The sequence below is a fragment of the Trinickia soli genome, assembly GCF_002879855.1.
Classification (GTDB): Bacteria; Pseudomonadota; Gammaproteobacteria; order Burkholderiales; family Burkholderiaceae; genus Trinickia; species Trinickia soli.
In genome coordinates, this window is the sequence record NZ_PNYB01000001.1 from 435,815 (window position 1) to 455,504 (window position 19,690).

The window sequence follows — 19,690 nt, forward strand, 5'->3', positions numbered from 1 at the left end:
CCACTTCGTATTTGGTGTAGTTCGTCGCGCGGCGAACACGCGTGCGACGTCTCGAATCCGGTATCCGGTTCAGCTTTGATCCAATGGTAGCCGAACGATGACACCCAGCCCGCCCGTGGGCCGAGTCACGAGTTCGATATCGGCGCCACATGCCTTCACCGCTTCGCCGACGATGGCGAGGCCGAGCCCGAACCCGTCGTTGCCCGACGTGTTGCCGCGACTGAACCGCTCGAACACGCGGGCTTTCATGACATCCGGAATGCCAGGTCCGGTATCGTCGACTCGCAGGATGGCGCCACCGTCTTCGCTGGGGCCGACATGAACCGTCACGTGGCCACGATGGGGCGTATAGCGGATCGCGTTATCGACGAGATTGAACGTGATGGCATGTACGAGCGTGGGATATGTCCAGATCGCGACCTCGGCGCTCGTCGCGCTCAGGCCGAGATCGATTTCCTTGTCGTCCGCAAGCACGGATAAATCGACCAGCACCTCTTGCGCGAGATCGAGCAGCTTCACCTTCTTGCGCGGAAGATTCGCCGCGCGGCTCGATTCCGCGTGGGACAGGCTCAACAACTGATTGATCAGGTCCTTTTGTCGACGCGCGCAAGCGCGCACGGCTCGCAACGTCTCGCTCAGTTCGGGGTCTTGCGTCAGATGTGCCGCGTAATCGAGCTGCGTGCTCATGATGGCGACCGGCGTGCGCATCTGATGGGCGGCGTCGGCGATGAATCGCTTTTGGATGTTGATCTGCGCCGTCAGGCGCATGGCGTACTGATTAATGGTATCGACGATTGGACGCAGCTCGCGTTGGAGCTGCATGGTGCCGAGCGGGCTGAAATCGTCCGTCTCGCGTGCTTGCAAATCGCGGCGCAAATGGAGGAGGGGTTTGAGCTCGAGCGTAAGGCCGATCACCATCAGTGCCAGCGCGAGCGCGAGCAGCGCGGATTCCTGGACCAGCACGGGCCGCCAAAGCGTTTGCAGGAGATGATGGTAGGCATGGCTGCTCTCCGCCACACTGACGAGAACGGCCGTGGTGATGCCGCCCCGATACAGACGGCGAGTCAGCGTGACCATGCGCAACGCGTCACCGTGGTATTCGACGCTGCTGTAGCGGGGCGCATCTTCTGAGGTGGGATCGCCCTTCGTCAGATCGGGCCAGCCGGCCAGCACCTCGCCTGTCGCCGTCCGCACCTGGAAGTAGACGCGGTCTTGCTCGCGGGAGGCGAACATTTGCAGCGCGGCCGGGGGCGTCTCCGCATTGATCCGGTCTTGTTGCCACCTGACCTGGCCGGCCATGACTTCAGCCGACGCAAGCAAGCGGCGATCTTGGACGAGCAGGGCGGTGTGCCGAGCGTTTTGCCAGGATACGATTGCCATCAACGCCAGCACCACCGTCATGGGCACCAGCACCCACAAGAGCAGCCGCACACGCAACTGGTTCATGTGGCGGCATTCGCGTCGCGCAGCAGGTAGCCGAGCCCGCGCAACGTCAGGATCCGTGCCTGCGACCCCGATAGCTTGCGTCGTAGGCGATGCACATACGTTTCGATGGCGTTTTCACTCGCTTCGCTGCCGATGTCGAACACCTTGACCATCAACTGCGCCTTGGTGACGGTTTTTCCCTGCCGCAGCATCAGCGTTTCGAGCACGTGATGCTCGCGCAGTGTCAACTCGAGCGGCTGGCCGCCGGCACGGAATTCGTGTGTGTCGAGGTCGAACTGAAGATCCGCGCATTGAACGACCGATTGGCTGCTGCGGCCATGCCGTCTGATCAAAGCCTTGATGCGCGCGACGAGCTCGCGCATTTCGAACGGCTTCCCGACGTAATCGTCGGCACCGAGATCGAGGCAATCCACCTTGGCATCGACGGAGGCGTTGGCTGTGACCACGAGTACTGGCGTATCGTTGCGGCGGCGCCGAATGCTGCTGAGCACGTTGCGCCCATCCATGCCGGGTAGCCGAAGATCGAGGAGCAGCAGGTCGTACTGAGATTGGCCGATGCGATCGATAGCGGCCGAACCGTCGTGTACGCATTCGACGTCGAATCGCTCCGCCTGCAGCGCCTTGCTGAGCCAAAGCGCAAACTCCAGATTGTCTTCTACAAGCAGCAGTTTCATCGAGGCCACCAACGTCTCACGCAAATCAATCGCGATGATCGGTATTTAAGGATTTTCGCGTTAGCGAGAACATCGCCGGCAATATCGGTTACCGTTTTACCGTGAGGCAGTTCCCACAATTTACGTGCCCACCGGGTGTTCCGCCATCCGTTATTTCCCTGGATATTCTTGTTTTTCGAGCATCGCATTCTCGTCGACCGTGAACACCGAAATGGCACTGTTCAGATCCGCAGCCTGCTTTTCGAGCGACTTGGCGGCGGCGGCCGCCTGTTCGACAAGCGCGGCATTCTGCTGAGTCACGTCATCCATTTGCATCACCGCTTGATTGACCTGTTCGATGCCCCGGCTCTGCTCGTTCGAAGCCGCCGCGATTTCGCAGACGATGTCGGCCACCTGTTTGATCGCGTGCCTGACTGAGCCGACGGTTTCGCCGACTTCAACAGCCTGTAGCGCGCCGTCCTGAATCATTCCGACCGATGACACAATCAAATCCTTGATTTCCTTCGCCGCCGCAGCCGAGCGTTGCGCCAACCCTCGTACCTCGTTCGCCACCACCGCGAAGCCTCGTCCCTGTTCGCCGGCCCGCGCGGCCTCCACGGAAGCGTTCAACGCGAGAATGTTCGTCTGGAACGCAATACCTTCTATGGCGCTCGTGATTTCCGAAATCTTCGTCGAGCTGCCGCTGATCTTTTCGATCGTCGCAACCATGCCCTGTACTGCATCGTTGCCGCTGTCGGCCAGGTCGGCGGCCCTGACCGCCAACGCATTTGCTTGCTGCGCATTGCCTGCGTTTTGCCGCACGGTTTCAGTCAACTGCGTCATCGTCGATGCGGTCTGCTCGAGTGAGGCAGCCTGCTCCTCGGTCCGCACGGAAAGGTCGGCGTTGCCGCTTGCGATTTCCTCCGATGCGACCTGCACCGACTCGGTCGCCGACCGAATCTCCGAGACCACTTCCGCCAGGTTGCCGTTCATTGTACGAAGCGCTTGCAGCAGCAAACCGACCTCGTCGCGTCGAGCGGTGTCGATGCGCGACGTCAAATCGCGCGAAGCCACCGTCTCAGCCACGCGGACCGCTTGCCGGAGCGGCACGGTGATACTGCGCGTAGCAAGCCATGCGACTGCTACGCCGGCCGCGACGCCGACACCGCACAGCGCGAGAAGCCATCCGATGCTGCGTCCATACGTGCCGTGGGCTTCGGTCGACGTTTCGCTGCTCTGAGCGTTTTCGTAATCGCTGAACCGCACCATGATTGCGATCCATCGGTTGAGCGCCGGAACCGCTTCGTTCATCATCAAGTCGCGTGCGCCAGGATCGTTCGCGAGCGCGAGGGTTAGCACCTTTTTTGCGGCCGGTAGCGCGCTGTTGTGAGCCGCTTTGAGCTCCTTCAGAAAGTTGCGCTCGTCGTCGCTGACTCCCGGATCGTCACCAAACAGCGTGTCAAGCCTCTTCGCCGCGCTGTCATAGTTCGCGATGCCGCTATCGAAAGTCCGCTTCTCGGCGACTTTGCGCGAGTCGTCGGAGAGTGCGACGCAATTGCGCATCGCAGCCGCCGCCTCTTGGGCGCTTTCGAGGGCCTGTGAAACCAGCCGGTTCTCGCCCCCACTGACATCGACGGCATCCGTCAGCGCGCCGTCCATGACGTAAAGCTGCGTGACGCCCACGATCGCCACGCCGACCATGAGGGCAAGCAGTGCGCCAAATGCCAAGCCAAGCCTGACCCCGATCTTCATGTTCGACACATACGCCTTCATCGCCGTCCTAGCCGAAAATACGGGTACATACTGCGATTCCGTCGTCGGGCGCCCCATGCGCGGCGAGCGTAGGCGTCGATGCATGCACTCCACGCGCACGCGTCATACCGATAGATCAGATCGCGCAGTTGCGGATAGATGACGCTGCGCCAGACGTGCCCCGAGAAAATGCCGTAGTGGCCGCAAGCAGGGCCGGTCAGGCGATGCTTGTCCGATGCGTGGATGCTCGTGCAGAGATCGTGGGCTGCGTGGGTCTGTCCGCGCCCGCAGATGTCGTCGCGCTCCCCTTCGACGGTGATGAGCGCTGTGTTCGCGAGGGCATCCGGCCGCACGAGTTCGCCGAAAACGTGCCACTCGCCACGCGCAAGGCTGAACTCTTGAAACACCACCCGAACTGTTTCCAGATAGTATTCGGCCGCCATATCGAGCACGGCATTGTATTCGTCGTAAAAGCGGCGATGTGCCTCGGCAGCCTCGCCGTCACCGGCGGCGACGGCGGAGCAGTAGCGCGCGTGCGAGCGCAGGTGGCGTTCCGAATTCATCGCAACAAAGGCCGCGTGTTGCATGAACCCCGGGTACACCTTGCGTCCCTTGCCCGCATAGCCGGCGCAAACCGTATCGATCAATTCCCGCTCGAACCACTCGAGCGGCCGGTTGACGGCAAGTTCGTTGACCGCCGTCGGATCGCAGCGCGCATCGATGGGCCCGCCCATCAGCGTCACGCTTCGGGGCGTTGCTTCACCGCCGGCGGCCATCAGCGACACGGCGCCCAACACCGGTACGGTCGATTGGCATACCGACACCACATGCACATCCGGGCCGAGAAGTCGGATGAATTCCTGCACGTACTCGACGTAATCGTCCAGACGAAAAGCCCCCTCGGAAAGGGGGACCTCTCGCGCATCGACCCAATCGGTCACGTAAACGTCGAAATCCGGCAGCATCGTGCGTACGGTGTCGCGCAGTAGCGTGGCATGGTGGCCCGACAGCGGAGCGACGACCAGCGCGATCGGATGCCTGCATGCGCTCGCGCGTTCGAAATGGAGCAACCGGCAGAATGGCAACGCGAGCGCGAGGGTTTCCGTCACCTCGACCCGCCGACCGTCGACAACTGTCTCGCTCAGGCCGAATGCCGGTTTCGTGTAACGCTTGCACAGCCGCACAAGCAGGTCGCAACCGGCCGCGAATCGGCGGGCAGGCTGTGCGAACGGCGCGTCGTCGAGAATCTCGAAGAAGTTTGCGGCGGCCTGTAACCATGGGAGGACGGGGGCCCAGAGGCTCTTGTTCAACTCGTACAGCGAATACGGCATCAACACTTCATTTCCCCCTGGGCGAGTGCAAAGGATTCGGCACCCGATAAATGCAATACGGCGGGCAACTCTGGCCGCCAGGTACTGCAATTGGTCTCCAATAGCGACGCTTGTCTTCTTTTCGAAGGCTGCACACACCTGCCCCGTGCGCGTCGTTGCCGTACATCGACATGGCGAGGCACGAACGCCAACACCCGGTCGGACGCGCTTTCAGCGCGACTGAGCGAACCTGCTGCGATGAGTCGGTTCGCTCGGTAAATGGATGGTAGAGAGGGCAAGCTGTCTACTGGCTGTCAGGACGCGCACGGAAGAGCCGGTATTTACCCCAGGGTGGTTACCGCTACATGCCGCCGCGCTGCGCAAGCGCTTCCAGCATGACATTCGTTTGCTCCATCAGGGTCGTGTGATACGCGAGCGGCGTAACCATGTCCTCGGTCCGCGAGAGCAGTTCCTCGATGCCTTGCCGGAACGACGATTCAATCCGCAGACATTGGTCGGCCGCGAGTTGCGGCAGCACGGCATCGACGAACTTGCACAGGACGGCCAAGCGGGCGCCGAATCGTGCCACCGCCTCGCTGTTTTGCTGCACGTCGGGCAGAGGAGGGACCGGGCGGAGCCGAATTGTGTCCATTGGGAAGGGGGTGAAAATCATCGGCTTCACGCGGTGGAGACATTCGCGCAAGCGAGAATATCTCCAGCCATGCCGGTTAGCGTTTTACCGGGAGACGCGTATCGCCATGTACGTGTCCTCCCGGGTCCTTCACGGTCCGTTATTTCCCGGCACCCCCTTCCTTTGCGAGCATCGCGTTCGCTTTGATCACATAGTCGTTCGTATAGGTCTTGGCCAAATCGACCGGCTTGTCGATCTTGCCTGCCAGCTTTTCGACAGCGAGGACGGTCTCAGGGCCATTCTTGGGCATCATGCCATCGGGAAGGAATTGGCCCTTATCCTGCGCAAGCGCATCGACGTACTCCTGTTTCGTCGAAAGCTGATTGCTGACGAAGTCAGGCGGCAGATGATCGGCGATATCGGAGGCGCTGTGCGTGTTGATCCAGTGCATCGTGGCGACCATCGCATTCACGACGGCTTGCGTCTCGGTGGGGTGGGCCTTCACCCAATCCGCGCGTGCGAGGACGCTGGCCGTGGGCCAATAACCGCCGAGCCACTTGTTGACACCGGGGCCCGTCGCCAGATCGATGGCCGAGACGCCGACCTTCATCTTCTCGACCGCGTTGACGGTCGGCTGCGTCGTCATACCGCAGACGATGCGGTGGTGCTTGAGCGCGCCGATCAGGGTCGGGCCCGCGCCTACGCCTACGCGTGTGAAGTCTTTCGACGTCAGGTGATAGCGCGCGGCCAGATAAAGCGTCAGGTCGTCGGTGCCCGAGCCGACGTCCGTCACGCCAACGGTCTTACCCTTCCAATCGGCCGGCGTCTTCACGCCCGAATCCGGCGTACACATTTCGCGCTCGCCCGGCGCTCCGCTCAACTGAACGATGTCGATGACATCCTTGCCGTGCAGTTGGAAGTCGATCGTGTGCAGGTACCACGCACCCGCCATATCGACTTGACCTGACACCACCGCCTCCTCTGCGCCGACGCCGCCGGCCGTTTCGGTGCTCAACTGCATATCGACGCCGTACTTCTTGAAGTACCCCAGGTTTTGGGCCAACTGATAAGGCAGATAGATCTGCTTGTCGATGCCTCCCACCATCAGCGAGACTTTCGGCAGCGGGGCGGCCATGGCGGCCGAACTAAACACTCCGGCTGCGCAAGCCAAACCGGCCAACAACATCGTCGCGCGTGATTTCTGCTTCATGACACACATCTCCTTGGTTATTGGAGATCCCGCGAGGGGATCTCTTATGAAGTAGTCCTAACTGATTTTCACAAAACCCGGGCGTCAGATGCCGGGCCGATTGCCGTCGGACGCCGACGGCGGTTGCCACGACAGCAGTTTCTTTTCGAGCATCCCCATCAACACTTCCGCGCTGAGGGCGATGATGCCGATGACGAGCATCGCGCCGAATACGCCGTTCGCGTCGAAGGTGTTTTGCGCCGTCGCAATCACGAGACCGAGGCCTTGCTGCGCACCGAGGAATTCGCCGACGATTGCGCCGATGATGGAGAAGCCGAGCGCCACGTGCAGGCTTGCGATGATCCACGTCATGGCCGAGGGAAACACGACGTGCCAGATCACCTGGAAGCGCGACGCGCCGAGGATGCGAACATTGGCGATCAGATTGCGATCGACGCTGCGCACGCCTTGGAACGCGTTGAAGAACACCACGAAGAACACGAGAACCGCGGCCAGCACCACCTTCGACGGCATGCCCAGGCCGAGCCACATGACGAACACCGAGCCGAGCACGATTCGGGGCAGCGCGTTGACGACCTTGATGTACGGGCCAACGACGTCGGCAAGATACGGAATCTCGCCCAACAGCACGCCGAAGAAGACGCCGCCCGCCACGCCGACGGCAAAACCGAGCAGCGACTCTTCCAGCGTCACCCAGATCTGCAGCCAGATCGAACCGTATGCCGTGCCCTTCTGCGCCCAGTCGGCGAGACGGGTGACGATCCCGCTAGGCGAGCCGAAGAAGAACGGATCGATGACGCCCCACGAGGTTAGCAGTTGCCAGCCGCCTACGATCAGCAGGAACAAGGCGATGCGTCCGATCAAGACATTGGTTTTGCGGCGTTGCGCCTTGCGCCGCGCGTTGCCCGCGACGTCGGCAGGGTCCGTCGGGCCGGGTTTCAGTTGCACGCTGGAGTTCATGCTGGTCATGCCGCATTCCCCTTGAGATTCGAAACGGAGGTCGTGCGCGAATAGGCTTGCTCTACTTCCTCGCGCAGGGACTCCCAAATTTGTTGATAGAGATCGAGGAAACGCGGGTGGAACCGAATTTCCTGCACTTCACCGCGCGGGCGCGGCAGATCGATATCGAAAACGGCTTTGACCGTGGCGGGGCCCGCCGTCATGACGACGACGCGGTCCGCCAACGCGATGGCCTCTTCCAGGTCATGCGTGACGAAGATCACCGAAGGACGTGTGCGTTCCCATAGGCGCAACAACTCGTTGGACATGATCGCGCGCGTTTGCACGTCGAGCGCCGAGAACGGCTCGTCCATGAGCAGCATCGACGGCTTGTTGATGAGCGCGGCCGCGAGGCTCACACGCTTGCGCATGCCGCCCGACAGTTGATAGGGGAAATAGTCTTCGAAACCTGCGAGACCGACGGTGCGCAGCCATTCACGCGCTTCCTCGGTGGCTTGCTTTTTCGGCACGCCGCGGAAGATCGGCCCGAGCGCGACGTTCTTCAGAATGGACTTCCACGGCAGCAACGCATCGCTCTGGAAGACGAAGCCCGCTCCGTTCGTGATGCCGTCTACCACTTCGCCCGACACACGCACGCAGCCGGCGCTCGGACGATAAAGTCCCGCCGCGAGTGTGAGCGTGGTGGACTTGCCGCAGCCGGTGGGGCCTACCACCGCGCAAAACATTCCGGGCTCGATGACGAGGTCGACGTCGCGCAGAGCAGTCTTCTCGGAGCCGTCGCGCGTTGGAAAGCGCTTCGTTACCCCGGAGAACTGAACGCCTCCTCGCCGCGTAGATGTGTCTGACATAAAAAACCTTATTTCATGAGCCCATCGCCGATCGATGGGCGGATTGCATGGATGTTGCGCCGCCGGATTTTTCCGTTTCTCGCTTCTGCCCGATCGCCCTTGCAGGTGTTCGTCCGCTAACGAGACGGGAATCGGAAAAAGCGGCGACTACTTCTTGGTACAGCGGTCATTGTTCAAGTCTCAAGTCGCGATTGAGTAAGCGGGGATCTCCCTTAAAAGGCGGCATACAGGACCGGATTTCCGTATGCCGCCGAAGCCGAAGTAGCGGGCTTTTTAGAAGTGCCAGATACCGCCTGCTTCCATACGCCAAGCCGATTGAGTGCCAAGGCCCGTGCCGGATTGGAACGTCTTTTGGCCGTACATCGCTTCGAGGCCGACGTCGACCGTCGGGACCGGGCGGTAGATCAGATTGACGTGCGCCGTTTTCGTTGTGACGGCATTGGTCGGATCGATGGGCAAGAACGAAGCGAGGTGCTGGTGGTTGTAGCCGAGGCCGACGTTCGAGCGCAGCTTGGGCGTCCACCAATGTTGGAAGAACAGTTCGGCGCCCGCGTCGGCCTGGATCTCGATGTTCGTGGCACCGGTGGGGTTCGCCGTCGTACCGTTGTTGACTGCGAGCACGGATGCGACGTTTGCGCCGAAATCGTCAGGCAGGTAGCGGCCCAGCGCGCCGTACCAGACCTGGCCGCCGAAGTTGTCCTTGCTGTGCGGCAGGTTGAACGTGACACCCATCAAGGCAGCTGCACCGAACTTGGTTTTGCGCGCTCCGTTCTGATCCGTGAAGCCGAGATCGCGGGCGAGGCCCGAGACCTGGAAGTGGCCCCAGTTGCCCTCGCGTTCGTACTTCACCGAAAGATCGGGTAGCGGATTTGTCTTGGTATTGGCCTCGATGTTGTCGCGCGTGTCTTGATAGCCCGTTTGCGGGTTTTCCAACGCGAAAGACAACGCACCGCCCTTACCGAGCGGCATCGTGTATCGGATCTGCGGCGTGCGGGCGGCGGGCAGGCCGGCGGGGCCTGCATTGTCGAACGATTCCAACGAGTCCGGATCGTCGATGAAGTTCGAATTGGCCATACCGACGAGGAACGGCCCGATCGTGCCGTATGCGGTAACGATCCGTGCGCCCCAGCTGTTGTTCTGAAGCGCTTGGTTGTTGTCGCCGCCCGCAGTGAAACCGTAGAAGTCTAAGCCGAAGTTCGTCGTGATATTGCCGTATGGGCTTGGCGTGCTCGATCCGACGACCAGGCGCGAGACTTTATCCTGAAAGTGGAACGTGCGTTCCGATTGCGCACGGGCATTACTGCCTTTGGGATCCAAATTGCCGATTGCGAATTTAGGCCCGAGATTTTCTGTCGGATCGTAAATGCCTTGAAAGTTGATGAAGCCGCCGATACTGAGCGAAGTGTTGGTTCCGGGAACGATGAACGAATGCGGCATGGTTCCGCGCCGCACGTATTCCGCAGACGCGCTCAACTGCTCTGCCTTCATGGGAGTGAGTTCAACGCCGGGCGCCTGCGCAACGGCAACGGGCTGAGCCAATTGCTTGGCTTGCTGCGCTTGGGTGGTCGCTTGTTGCGCCTGCGTGGCCTTCAGTTGTGCAATCTGCGCCGACAGATCATGGATTTCCGCTTCGAGCTGACTCAGCTGATCCGCGTGTGCAGCCGGTGCGACAGCCAGTCCGGCGAGGGCAAAGCACATCAATTGCGCCGCTATCGATGTTGGCTTCCTAGTCCACCGCTGCCGTTGGTCGATCGAATTCGCCCACCTATTCATCAATGTCTCCTGCATCTGATTGTTTTCGCCAGTGCTGCTCGTGGAGTCATTGCCGACGAGCAGTGACCGAATGGTAGGGAGCGCAAGCTGTCTACCGGCTGTCAGGAAACGCCGATCTCCGTCGGTAATTACCCCATACGCTTGCGGATCGAGATGCCGGCCAACGCTGTTGTTACAAAGCTGTCTGCCGCTGACAGCTTTCTTTGGAAGGCGTTGAATACAATGCGGCAAAACGATTGAGTGCAGAGTTGGAGACCAAGAGCGCTTTTATGAGAACGATCAAATCGAAGATCTACGCTTCGTTTATTGCTTGCATCGCGTTGATGATTGCCATTGGGTTATCGGGGCTCTTGGGGGCTTGGCGAATCTCGAGAAACAGTGAGGATTCGTATTCATCCGTTACGGTGCCGATCGTTCAGCTTTCCAAGGTGCTGGCGCACCAGCTTAAGGTCCGCGTTGCGTTGCGCCGTATGCAGGCGTTGCGCTCGGATACCGGTGTGCGGAAAAGCCTGCCGGGATTGCAGACGGATCTGGGAGCCCTCGACAAGCAATGGGGCCTCTACGCTCGAGGAAACGTGAATGACGAGCAAGAGCGGGCGATCGTCGCGCAAATCACGCGGGAATTGCCTTCGTTCATGGCGAAGGTGGACAGCATCATCGGCACGCTCAAGGCCGATAACTTCGATGCGGCGGACGACGCCATCGCATCGGCCGAGCAGACTTCCGATGCCCTCGGCGCGGCACTCGAGAAGGATGCTGCGCTCAATGCGGAAAAGGCGCTGCGATTCGCGAGCGACAGCAAGTCCACGTTCGATCGCGTGCTATGGATCAGCATCGCCTTCATCGTGGTGGGCGTGTTGATCGGGGCTGGTGTGTCGATCTCCCTCGGGCGCGCGATCACCGCGCCGCTAGGCGCGGCCATCGATATCGCCGAGCAGATCGCCGATGGCAAGCTCGATAATCGGCTTTCGACATCGAGTCGAGACGAGTTCGGCAAGTTGATCGATGCCTTGCGCAAGATGGACGCGCAGCTCAGCAAGACGGTGCGCGACATCATGGCGAGTTCGGAGACGGTCAGCTTGGCGGCGGACGAAATCGCCAGCGGCAACGTCGATCTTTCGGCTCGCACGGAAACACAGGCGGCTTCGCTGGAGCAGACGGCGTCGAGCATGACTCAGTTGACGGAAACGGTAAAGCACAATGCCGACAATTCGCGCCAGGCGAACGCTCTTGCCGCGAACGCGACGTCGATGGCCGATGCGGGCAATCGGGTCGTGCAGAACATGGTCGGCACGATTGCAAGGATCAGCGAAAGCTCGACGAAGATCTCGGACATCACGGGCGTGATCGAGGGAATCGCGTTCCAGACGAATATTCTCGCGCTCAATGCGGCGGTGGAGGCAGCGCGGGCGGGCGAGCAGGGCCGGGGGTTTGCCGTGGTCGCGGCCGAGGTGCGCAGCCTGGCACAGCGCTCGGCCGCTGCCGCGAAGGAGATCAAGGAGTTGATCGGAACGTCCGTCGATATGATCGAAGACGGGTCGAGGCAGGCGGCCGACGTCGGCACGACGATGGAGGAAGTCAAGAATGCGATCAAGCGAGTCGCCGAAACGATCGGGGACATCGCAATTGCTTCCGACGAGCAAAGCCGCGGGATCGAACAGGTGAGCCGGGCCGTCGTGCAAATGGACGACGTGACGCAGCATAACGCCGCACTGGTCGAGCAGGCCGCTGCAGCTGCTCAGTCGTTGAAGGAACAAGCCGGTAAGCTCCGAACGGCTGTGTCGTCATTCAGGCTCGAGCAGGGCAGTCCCCACGGATATGTCACCGGGGTAGCGTCGTGACGTCCCTTTGGTCGAGCCCTGGCACGAAAGGCGAGCGCTTAGCCGCGGCCGCGCGAGCCGTCGCTGCCGAAGCCAGTGCCCCAGCCGCCGTAATGGCCGTCCGCGCCATAGAGGCCATGTGCGGAGGTCGAAGCGCTGGGCAGACCGGAAGCTGCCGTCGTACAGCCGGCAAACAGGCTAAGGGCGAGCAGGGCAGCGATGCTCGCCAGGATCCGTCTGGACGGGAAAAGATGGGTTGATGATGTCATGGCAAACTCCTGTTCATTGCGGTGTTGGCCCCGGGAGGCGCCCCTTAGGGATGGATGGGTAAGAGCAAATCGCGGGCCTTCACCTGTGGTGGCTTTGGCGCGCTGTAGAAGTCCCGTCCGAGGCGTGTGGAATCCATTATCGTGCACGCACCTTAAGCATCGAGCTCGCGCACGCTCATGCTGATCATGCCGCTGTTGGTGTTGTTGGCCACGATGGACTCCCGCGAGCGGTCGATCGGCACGCGTCCGGACGCCGAGCTCGTGAATAGCATGCTGGATGCGGCGATCGAGATGGTGGCGGATATTAACGCCCAGCCTGTCCTTCACTCCGATCGAGGCGCCCACTATCGCTGGCCCGGGTGGCTCTCGCGGAGTCCGCTCGAATACCGAGAGAGCCTCGGCCTTGCGGCGTAACCCAGTCCAAGATTTTAGCCGCACCCCCGAAGCGGACATTACTAAAAAGCTCTAACACCCATTGTCAAAGCCAGATTCAAATGTCCGGGGGCTGGCTAAATAGAAATGTCCGGTTTTAAGGTTGTGTTTCTTTCGGTTTCAAAGGCAAAGAGCGCAGAAGAAAGATACCTGAACGGGCAGGGCGCTTACGTCTCAAGTGCTCACCCTGGCAGACCGACGCCCTGGTTTTGAACGTTGGGCGGGGCTCAACTGCACGATTACGTCGTTCAGATCGGTTTGCGTGAATTCGCGCTGTTTCTTCGTACCCGGCGCCCGTTCAGCTTTGCGCACAGCGACACCGCGATTCGTGCGCGAAGGCGAACCCGAGGCGCGGCGATCATCGCGCTGCGCCTGCAGCGCCTGCGCAACCTGTAGCACATGGCTCAGGCGCTTGTGCTCAACGACCACGCCCTGATCGATCTCGGCCAACCGGTCGTACTGCCGATATGGCAGCACACGGTCGTCAGCGCGAATCTCGATGCGCCCATCGGGGTACTCCCACACCTCGATATAGCGGCCGATCAGCTTGCGGTTGGGCAGGGTGTCCTCCAGCAGATACATCACCCGGTCGTATTGCACCGTGAGCGACTTCGTTACGCGCCGGGTCTCGCGCCACGTCATCAGCAAGTCCAAATCCTCATCGTCGCGCAGCGGCCGATGCGCATCAAAGCTGCTCTTGGGTGGCTTCGCAAAACGCGCGTTGTAAGCAGCCATAAAGGAGGGGGCCCAGGCGTTGGCTTCGGCGACCGTGCTGATATTGCGCAAGCGCAACTCCTTCACCAGCCGATCTTGCAGCGTCAGATGCGCGCGCTCCACGCGCCCCTTGGCCGAGCTGCTGTTGGCGCAGAACGTGTCGATATTGAGCTCGTACATCGCGCGCCCGAAGTGCGTCACGCTGCTACCTGTCTTGCCAGCAGCGGTGCTGCGAAACACGCTGGCCTTGTCGCTGTAGAACGCTCCAGGCTTGCCGTAGCGCTCCAGGTAGGCGCGCGTCGCCTCAAAATAGCTGAACGTCGATTCGCTCGCCGTGAAATACACGTGCATCAATCGACTCGTCGCATCGTCCACGTAGACCAGCAGCGTACAGGCTGGCGCCCGATCCTCGAACCAGCGGTGGTCGCTGCCATCGATCTGGATCAGCTCGCCCAAACAGGCCCGGCGTGCCCGCGGCTGATAAACCTTCGGTGGTCGCTGCCGGCGCGGTACCCAGAAGCCGGCCTCCGTCATGAGCCGCCTGACCGTTTCCTTGGCCAGCCGGATACCGTGGCACTCCCAAAGCTTCTCGCAGGCCAGCGTCGGCCCGAAATCGGCGTAGCGATCACGAATGATCGCCAGCACCCGGGCTGCGAGATCCCCGTCAAGTCGACGATTGCCGGGCTTGCTTCGATGACCAGAAACCAGCCCGGCCGGCCCGTGTTCCCGAAACCGGGCAGCCAGACGACGAATCTGTCGCGTCGTCAGCTCCAGCCGATCGGCGGCACGCCATGGCTGGAGCTTGCCGTCCACTACATCCTGAATGACCTTGAATCGGTCCAGCTCGCGCATCGTCATCGTGATCCGTTCTGTCGCAGCCATCGAAGCCCCCAGCACTGGATTTCCAGCGGCCGGTCAGCTTACGATGGATCGAAAAGCGGACATTTCTAAGTAGCCAGAAGCGGACATTACTAAAAAGCTCTAACACCCATAACGTTGATAATTGAGATTATGTCAAATTGCCTAGCCAAGCTGCGCCGCGCGATCCATGCAGCCAAGACAGCCCTTCGAACGGCATTCCTTCGACCGACAACAAGCTAAGAAGTCCAGCATTTCGCGCTTCGAGACGCCTGCCACGAGCAGGCGTTTTTTATAGGCAGCAATTCTACGATAGACCTGCCGCCGCCGAGCATCATGAATGCCGCGCCGCGTATTACGAATACACCAATACAGGTTGCGCACCTCCGCGACCACGCTCGCCAGCTCGTCCGCCGACAAGCGCGGCCGTTCGAATAACTCCATCTGAACCACTGTGTAGGCACCCCCGAACACCATCATTGTTAACCGAATGTGTTCAGTAAGTGCGCACACAGAACCGCACGGTTGCACAAAAAGAATTTGAGTGACGCATAACAAAAAAGAATGCTCAGCTCGGCCGAAAACTAACCGTCCGAGAGCCTTCGCTTCGGGTCTACCCCGTGCTTTTTGAGAAGCGTTCTAAGCCGCTGGTTATCGCGATACAACAGCAAAACGCCTATCACCGTAGCGGCCGGAAAGAACCACCTACCCGAGTAATGAAGAATTGCCCAAGCAGCCGCGGCGCATACGACGCCCGTGGCAAGCAACGCAATCTTGTCGACGATCCAGTTCATTTCGCCGCCCCAACCTGCCTAGCGCGCATTGCGTACGACATACGATTCGGTAGGTCGACTACCACCTCAGGATGACGCTGAATGAAGATTTGCATGTCCATCGGCACGATCAGGCCGCGACTCGCCACCCAACGGGCGAAAGCTCGATATCGAGCCGCGGGCGAGTTTCTATACGGGTCGCCACACGCCTTCACTGCTTCGGTCGCGACAATCAAGCTACCGAGCGTCGCGCCAACATAGTAGGACGCAGCCATCGCCCCAACTGCGCCCAGCTTTTCAAGCGTAGTCGTAGCGCCCACCAGCTCAGAAACCGTCGCGTCAGGCCCGAGCGCTCTTAACGCACCGAGCATCGTCGTAAATGTTCCAACCGCAGTTTGCAGCGACGAAAACAGACTCATCGGCGCATCAAGTCTAAGTGCCCGCATGTTGTCTTGAAACGCCTTCGAAAACGAAACGCAGTCCATCAAATGGCCCTCTCAGAACATTGTTATAAGTCGCCAAACGGCAGCGAAATCTTACCAGAGCCAGGACATACCGAATTTATTTTCGTTACGCGTAACGGAATTTTCATTTTTCGTTACGCGTCAAAGCTTGCAGCCTTGCGAAGTCGCCGTCACCCTGCCAACCACACGTCAGGTCATACCACAATCCCAGGGCACCCTCGGCATAACCGCTACGCAACAGCCACTCGTTGCTACCGACTCCGCACCCCACCGCCGCGTCGACATGACGCCGGATCTCACGCTCAGCTAGCGCCGTAAGCTGCCGATAGGACCACTTCTTTCCGACCGGTTCGCGAAACGCTCGGTGCTGCTCAGCCAGCTCACGCCTGACCTGCGCCAACTCTTCGCGCAGGCGATCGTTTTCGAGCACAAGTTCGTCGTAGCCGTCGATAACAGGCAGACTCATTTTCGTTACCGTAACGGATTCGCCCGACGCCTTCCGTCGAGCACGAAATGCCGCCTGACGTTGCGCATTGGTCATCGCGCCGACTTTACGTGGACGACCTCGACCGCGCTTTTCCGTTACGTCACTCGATAACGCTAATTTGCTCATCGTCGCCCCCCAAAGTTCATAGACGTATTTTATGTTACGAGTAACGAATAATCAAGATTTATCGTTACCCGTAACGCAAATTCATTATCGTTACTCGTAACAGTAAATAGACGGCACTCGAGTAGATGGAACCACTCGAGCACCACTAAATCCGACGCACCTGCAACAGCAGCAAAATCTCCGTCTCACGCTTCGAACCCGAGTGCGCAGCCATCCACCTAGGAAGGAACGACAGCCCCGACGTCGCTCGCGTACTCTCGTCCTGGCGCAAGCCGCCCACCAGCAAGACATCGCCGTCCGACAAACCGAACGAGCTTTCGACCTTGCGGGTCTGCTTCGTCGGGCTATTGTTGACGCCCGTCGTCGTATTCACGAATGAGGAGATCTCCTCGACAAGATGCAGGTCGATCACGTCTCGCTTGACAGTAGGCTTGACCTGGAAAATCACGCCCGCATCCTGATACTGGACACTCTGCACAGGTGCGCCGCCCGAACTCGGATACGACACCGAACCAACCACCGGCACCGACTCGCCAACGTTCAGCCTGGCCGACTGGCCCGACTCGACACGCAGATTCGGGGACGTGAGGACCTTGAAGCGAGAATCGCTGTTGAACGCCGACAGCGCAGCCCGCAAACCGCCCGCAGACAGCCTGATGGCGTTATCACCAGCGCCCACACTGCCGACGTTCAAAGAAGCCCCCACGCGCCCGCCCAGCAGGCTCAAAGCAAGCTCGAATGCCGTATTGTTCTGACCGGTATCCGTCACCTCATACACCCACGCTCGTACGGAAACGTCACCAATCGGCGTATCGATTTGCGGCAATAGCCGCTTGAGCAGTTCGACATCGCTCGACTTGCCCACGTACACCAGCTCGTCGGCCGACTGATCCACCATCGCCGCAGCAGACGACGGAGGCACATCGTGAGACTCTTTCGCACCCTCGGACGCAGCCACCGCGCGATTCTGCGTGAACCGACCGTCCGACACGATGGGCGCGAGCAGCCGAGACAGATAATCGGCATCGCGATACATCGGCGCATAGACAAACGTCTCACGGTCCGCCGCAGCACGGTCAGCCTTTGACACGTAGGCCACACCGTCACGCAACGTCACCTGAAAGCCGAGCGAATGCAGGAAGTCATCAACCACCGCGCCCAAATCGCCATGCGAGCGGTCAAAGCGAAACGACACCGGCCGATCGTCCGCCAACACATCCGGCGACAGCACATACGGCGTGTTGAGCACGTCCCCATAGATCAAGTCAACCACTTGCGCGACCGGAACGAAACGCAGATCGATCCGCGACCCAACCGGACGCGGTAACGGCGCAAGCGGCAACGACGACCGAGGACCGGACGCCCCGACCGCGATCGAGGCAGGCAACGGTGGAAGCGGCGGAACGACGCCCAGCTCGTCACCGAAAGCCGCAGCAGGATCAACCCAGGCCAACAGCAACGCACCAGCAGCCACATAGACCACACCAGTAAGCAGCGCACGCAACGAAATCATTTCAACACCCCCGGCACACCCATAGCAGCCGCACCCCGCCCAGGCAACGACCCCGACCACACCGCCACGCGCTTACCGTCAACCTCGCCCGCCCGCTCAATCCCAGAACCGACAAACCCGGCCGGCGACTGGACACGAAGCCGCCCCGACTCGTCCGCCACCACCACCCAATACTGACCATTGGCAGCAAACGAGCCGACCACGCGCCACTGTTCAGACATGCCGGGAGAACGAGGAACGGCAGCCGCAGCACCAGACGCCGGCGCCGCACCCGAAGCCGCCCCAGCGCCCGACGCGTGGCCACCCGAATCCGACGACGCATGCGCGCCGTGCTTAAGCATGCCGCCGTGGAAAAAGCGCACAACGAAGAAGATCGCCGACCCGCCGACGACGAGCACAACCACCGCCAACACCCAAAACAGAGGACGCGCGAATAAATTTTGCCGCTTGTCGACAACCGCCTCTTTACCCGAACCGCCACCCGACGCAGCGTAAGACTTGTACAGCGGAAAAATCTCTGACTTGTACTTGCGCACGAACGTACCGACGCGGTTCGCTTTCGTCAGCCGCGCCGTCTCGTACATCTCGACGCGATAGCCCTTCGAAACACCGATCGACTTGAGCTTTACCATCCGAAACGAAAGCTCGATTACATCGCGAATAGAACGGTTAAGCCCACTTACAGCTTGAATCATCAACACAACGTCGCAGGCCACGCCAGTGTGCTCATGCACGAAGTGTCTATGCATGCGAAAAAACGCCATGTGCTCCCCAGGCAGCGCACCACGATCCGGCCATATCTTCCAAGCCTCATCGACGACCAACAGGTCGCCCGGCTGAACGAAACCGGGTTCGACCTTCGCGCCATCACTGTGCTCGAGTTCAACCGGAAAAAACCGAGGCTGCTTAATGTCGTCAGTGCGCACGTACACGACCTTTCCCAACCCATCGACACCCAACCCGCGCTTCTTAACCAAGTGCGCGTGAATACGTTCCTCACTGATGCCGTCGATATTCGTCACGACCCGACGACCAGCCGCCACAGCATCGAGCAACGGCCCCGACACGACCTCATACGACTTGCCCGACCCCATCACGCCAAAATACGCAGTCACGGCCATCGCGTCACCCAATCAACGGAATGCGACGGATGATGAACCGACACACCCACGCAGAGACAATCAGCGGCGCACCGTAGCTGAACGCGAACAGGTCAAGCCAATACCAAATATCCGCACCAATGCCGCCAAACGCCGCCGACAATTGCGCAGCCCCCGGCAACACGCCCGCCGACTGCAACACACCGATGAATTCGACCGTCACGAAGTACAACGCGAAATACAGCACGAACTTAACGATGATGGACCGGAGAACGAACCCGAGAACGACATTCAGCGCGCTGAGCAAAATACCGAACATGACAACACCCCCTAGTCAATCGAAGACGCCATAACCACACAGACCACGGCGATCAGCAGCGCAAGCAACGCCGCACCACCAAGCAACTCGAAAAACCACCGCCACTCATCAACGATGTCGACAAACGAAACGAACACGACACGAACCCCTTACGCAGCAAGCACGATAAACAACGCGACGAGCGAATACACAAGCAACATCGCGCCGTGAAGCTCCGGCCGCACCTTCTCAG

At 60.3% G+C, this 19,690-nt stretch carries 18 protein-coding genes and 1 pseudogene; 2 read left to right on the top strand and 17 right to left on the bottom strand.

What is annotated here, in order from left to right; genetic code table 11:
• Window positions 1-69: 69 nt before the first annotated feature.
• The 9 genes from C0Z19_RS01915 to C0Z19_RS01955 form a co-directional block, all read right to left on the bottom strand.
• On the bottom strand, window positions 70-1,446 hold the full coding sequence (locus tag C0Z19_RS01915; RefSeq protein ID WP_102608074.1) for a sensor histidine kinase: 1,377 nt from the start codon (window positions 1,444-1,446) through the stop codon (window positions 70-72).
• On the bottom strand, window positions 1,443-2,120 hold the full coding sequence (locus C0Z19_RS01920; protein ID WP_102608075.1) for a response regulator: 678 nt from the start codon (window positions 2,118-2,120) through the stop codon (window positions 1,443-1,445). Before C0Z19_RS01920 ends, C0Z19_RS01915 begins: the two co-directional genes overlap by 4 nt.
• 150 nt (window positions 2,121-2,270) lie before the next feature.
• Window positions 2,271-3,872, bottom strand: a complete 1,602-nt coding sequence (locus C0Z19_RS01925; protein WP_102608076.1) for a methyl-accepting chemotaxis protein — start codon at window positions 3,870-3,872, stop codon at window positions 2,271-2,273.
• Complete coding sequence (locus C0Z19_RS01930) at window positions 3,869-5,182, bottom strand: polyhydroxyalkanoate depolymerase (RefSeq protein ID WP_102608077.1); 1,314 nt, start codon at window positions 5,180-5,182, stop codon at window positions 3,869-3,871. The genes C0Z19_RS01925 and C0Z19_RS01930 overlap by 4 nt, the downstream gene beginning before the upstream one ends.
• 340 nt (window positions 5,183-5,522) lie before the next feature.
• Window positions 5,523-5,750 (bottom strand): hypothetical protein, encoded by a 228-nt coding sequence (locus C0Z19_RS01935; RefSeq protein WP_146011976.1) that lies wholly within the window; start codon window positions 5,748-5,750, stop codon window positions 5,523-5,525.
• A gap of 202 nt (window positions 5,751-5,952) precedes the next feature.
• On the bottom strand, window positions 5,953-7,002 hold the full coding sequence (locus tag C0Z19_RS01940) for an ABC transporter substrate-binding protein (RefSeq protein ID WP_102608079.1): 1,050 nt from the start codon (window positions 7,000-7,002) through the stop codon (window positions 5,953-5,955).
• Window positions 7,003-7,086: 84 nt separating this feature from the next.
• On the bottom strand, window positions 7,087-7,962 hold the full coding sequence (locus tag C0Z19_RS01945; protein WP_102608177.1) for an ABC transporter permease: 876 nt from the start codon (window positions 7,960-7,962) through the stop codon (window positions 7,087-7,089).
• Between the two features lie 5 nt (window positions 7,963-7,967).
• Entirely contained in the window at window positions 7,968-8,810 is an 843-nt protein-coding gene (locus tag C0Z19_RS01950; RefSeq protein ID WP_102608080.1) for an ABC transporter ATP-binding protein, read from the bottom strand.
• A 273-nt stretch (window positions 8,811-9,083) separates the two neighbouring features.
• Window positions 9,084-10,508, bottom strand: a complete 1,425-nt coding sequence (locus tag C0Z19_RS01955) for a DcaP family trimeric outer membrane transporter (protein WP_233195946.1) — start codon at window positions 10,506-10,508, stop codon at window positions 9,084-9,086.
• Between the two features lie 344 nt (window positions 10,509-10,852).
• Here C0Z19_RS01955 and C0Z19_RS28875 point away from each other — a divergent pair, with 344 nt between their 5' ends.
• A complete protein-coding gene (locus tag C0Z19_RS28875) occupies window positions 10,853-12,424 on the top strand; it encodes a methyl-accepting chemotaxis protein (protein WP_102608082.1) in 1,572 nt (523 codons plus the stop codon).
• A 38-nt stretch (window positions 12,425-12,462) separates the two neighbouring features.
• Here the strand turns inward: C0Z19_RS28875 and C0Z19_RS27870 are convergent, their stop codons facing one another.
• Entirely contained in the window at window positions 12,463-12,672 is a 210-nt protein-coding gene (locus tag C0Z19_RS27870) for a hypothetical protein (RefSeq protein WP_146011977.1), read from the bottom strand.
• A 231-nt stretch (window positions 12,673-12,903) separates the two neighbouring features.
• On the opposite strand from C0Z19_RS27870, the pseudogene C0Z19_RS01965 reads away from it, so the two are divergent.
• Window positions 12,904-13,044 (top strand): annotated as a pseudogene (locus C0Z19_RS01965) (IS3 family transposase); the annotation flags it as partial.
• 234 nt (window positions 13,045-13,278) lie between these two features.
• On the opposite strand, the gene C0Z19_RS01970 reads toward C0Z19_RS01965, so the two are convergent.
• From C0Z19_RS01970 to C0Z19_RS28880, 7 genes are all read right to left on the bottom strand, one after another.
• A complete protein-coding gene (locus tag C0Z19_RS01970) occupies window positions 13,279-14,700 on the bottom strand; it encodes an ISNCY family transposase (RefSeq protein WP_102608178.1) in 1,422 nt (473 codons plus the stop codon).
• 141 nt (window positions 14,701-14,841) lie between these two features.
• Entirely contained in the window at window positions 14,842-15,120 is a 279-nt protein-coding gene (locus C0Z19_RS01975) for a hypothetical protein (protein WP_233195947.1), read from the bottom strand.
• A 917-nt stretch (window positions 15,121-16,037) separates the two neighbouring features.
• Window positions 16,038-16,526, bottom strand: a complete 489-nt coding sequence (locus C0Z19_RS28575; RefSeq protein ID WP_146011978.1) for a hypothetical protein — start codon at window positions 16,524-16,526, stop codon at window positions 16,038-16,040.
• Window positions 16,527-16,671: 145 nt separating this feature from the next.
• On the bottom strand, window positions 16,672-18,039 hold the full coding sequence (locus C0Z19_RS01995) for a type II secretion system protein GspD (RefSeq protein WP_102608085.1): 1,368 nt from the start codon (window positions 18,037-18,039) through the stop codon (window positions 16,672-16,674).
• Entirely contained in the window at window positions 18,036-19,160 is a 1,125-nt protein-coding gene (locus C0Z19_RS02000; RefSeq protein ID WP_102608086.1) for a zonular occludens toxin domain-containing protein, read from the bottom strand. The genes C0Z19_RS01995 and C0Z19_RS02000 overlap by 4 nt, the downstream gene beginning before the upstream one ends.
• Window positions 19,161-19,164: 4 nt before the next feature.
• Window positions 19,165-19,458 (bottom strand): DUF2523 family protein, encoded by a 294-nt coding sequence (locus C0Z19_RS02005; RefSeq protein WP_102608087.1) that lies wholly within the window; start codon window positions 19,456-19,458, stop codon window positions 19,165-19,167.
• Window positions 19,459-19,469: 11 nt separating this feature from the next.
• A complete protein-coding gene (locus C0Z19_RS28880) occupies window positions 19,470-19,595 on the bottom strand; it encodes a hypothetical protein (protein ID WP_269844779.1) in 126 nt (41 codons plus the stop codon).
• Window positions 19,596-19,690: the final 95 nt, after the last annotated feature.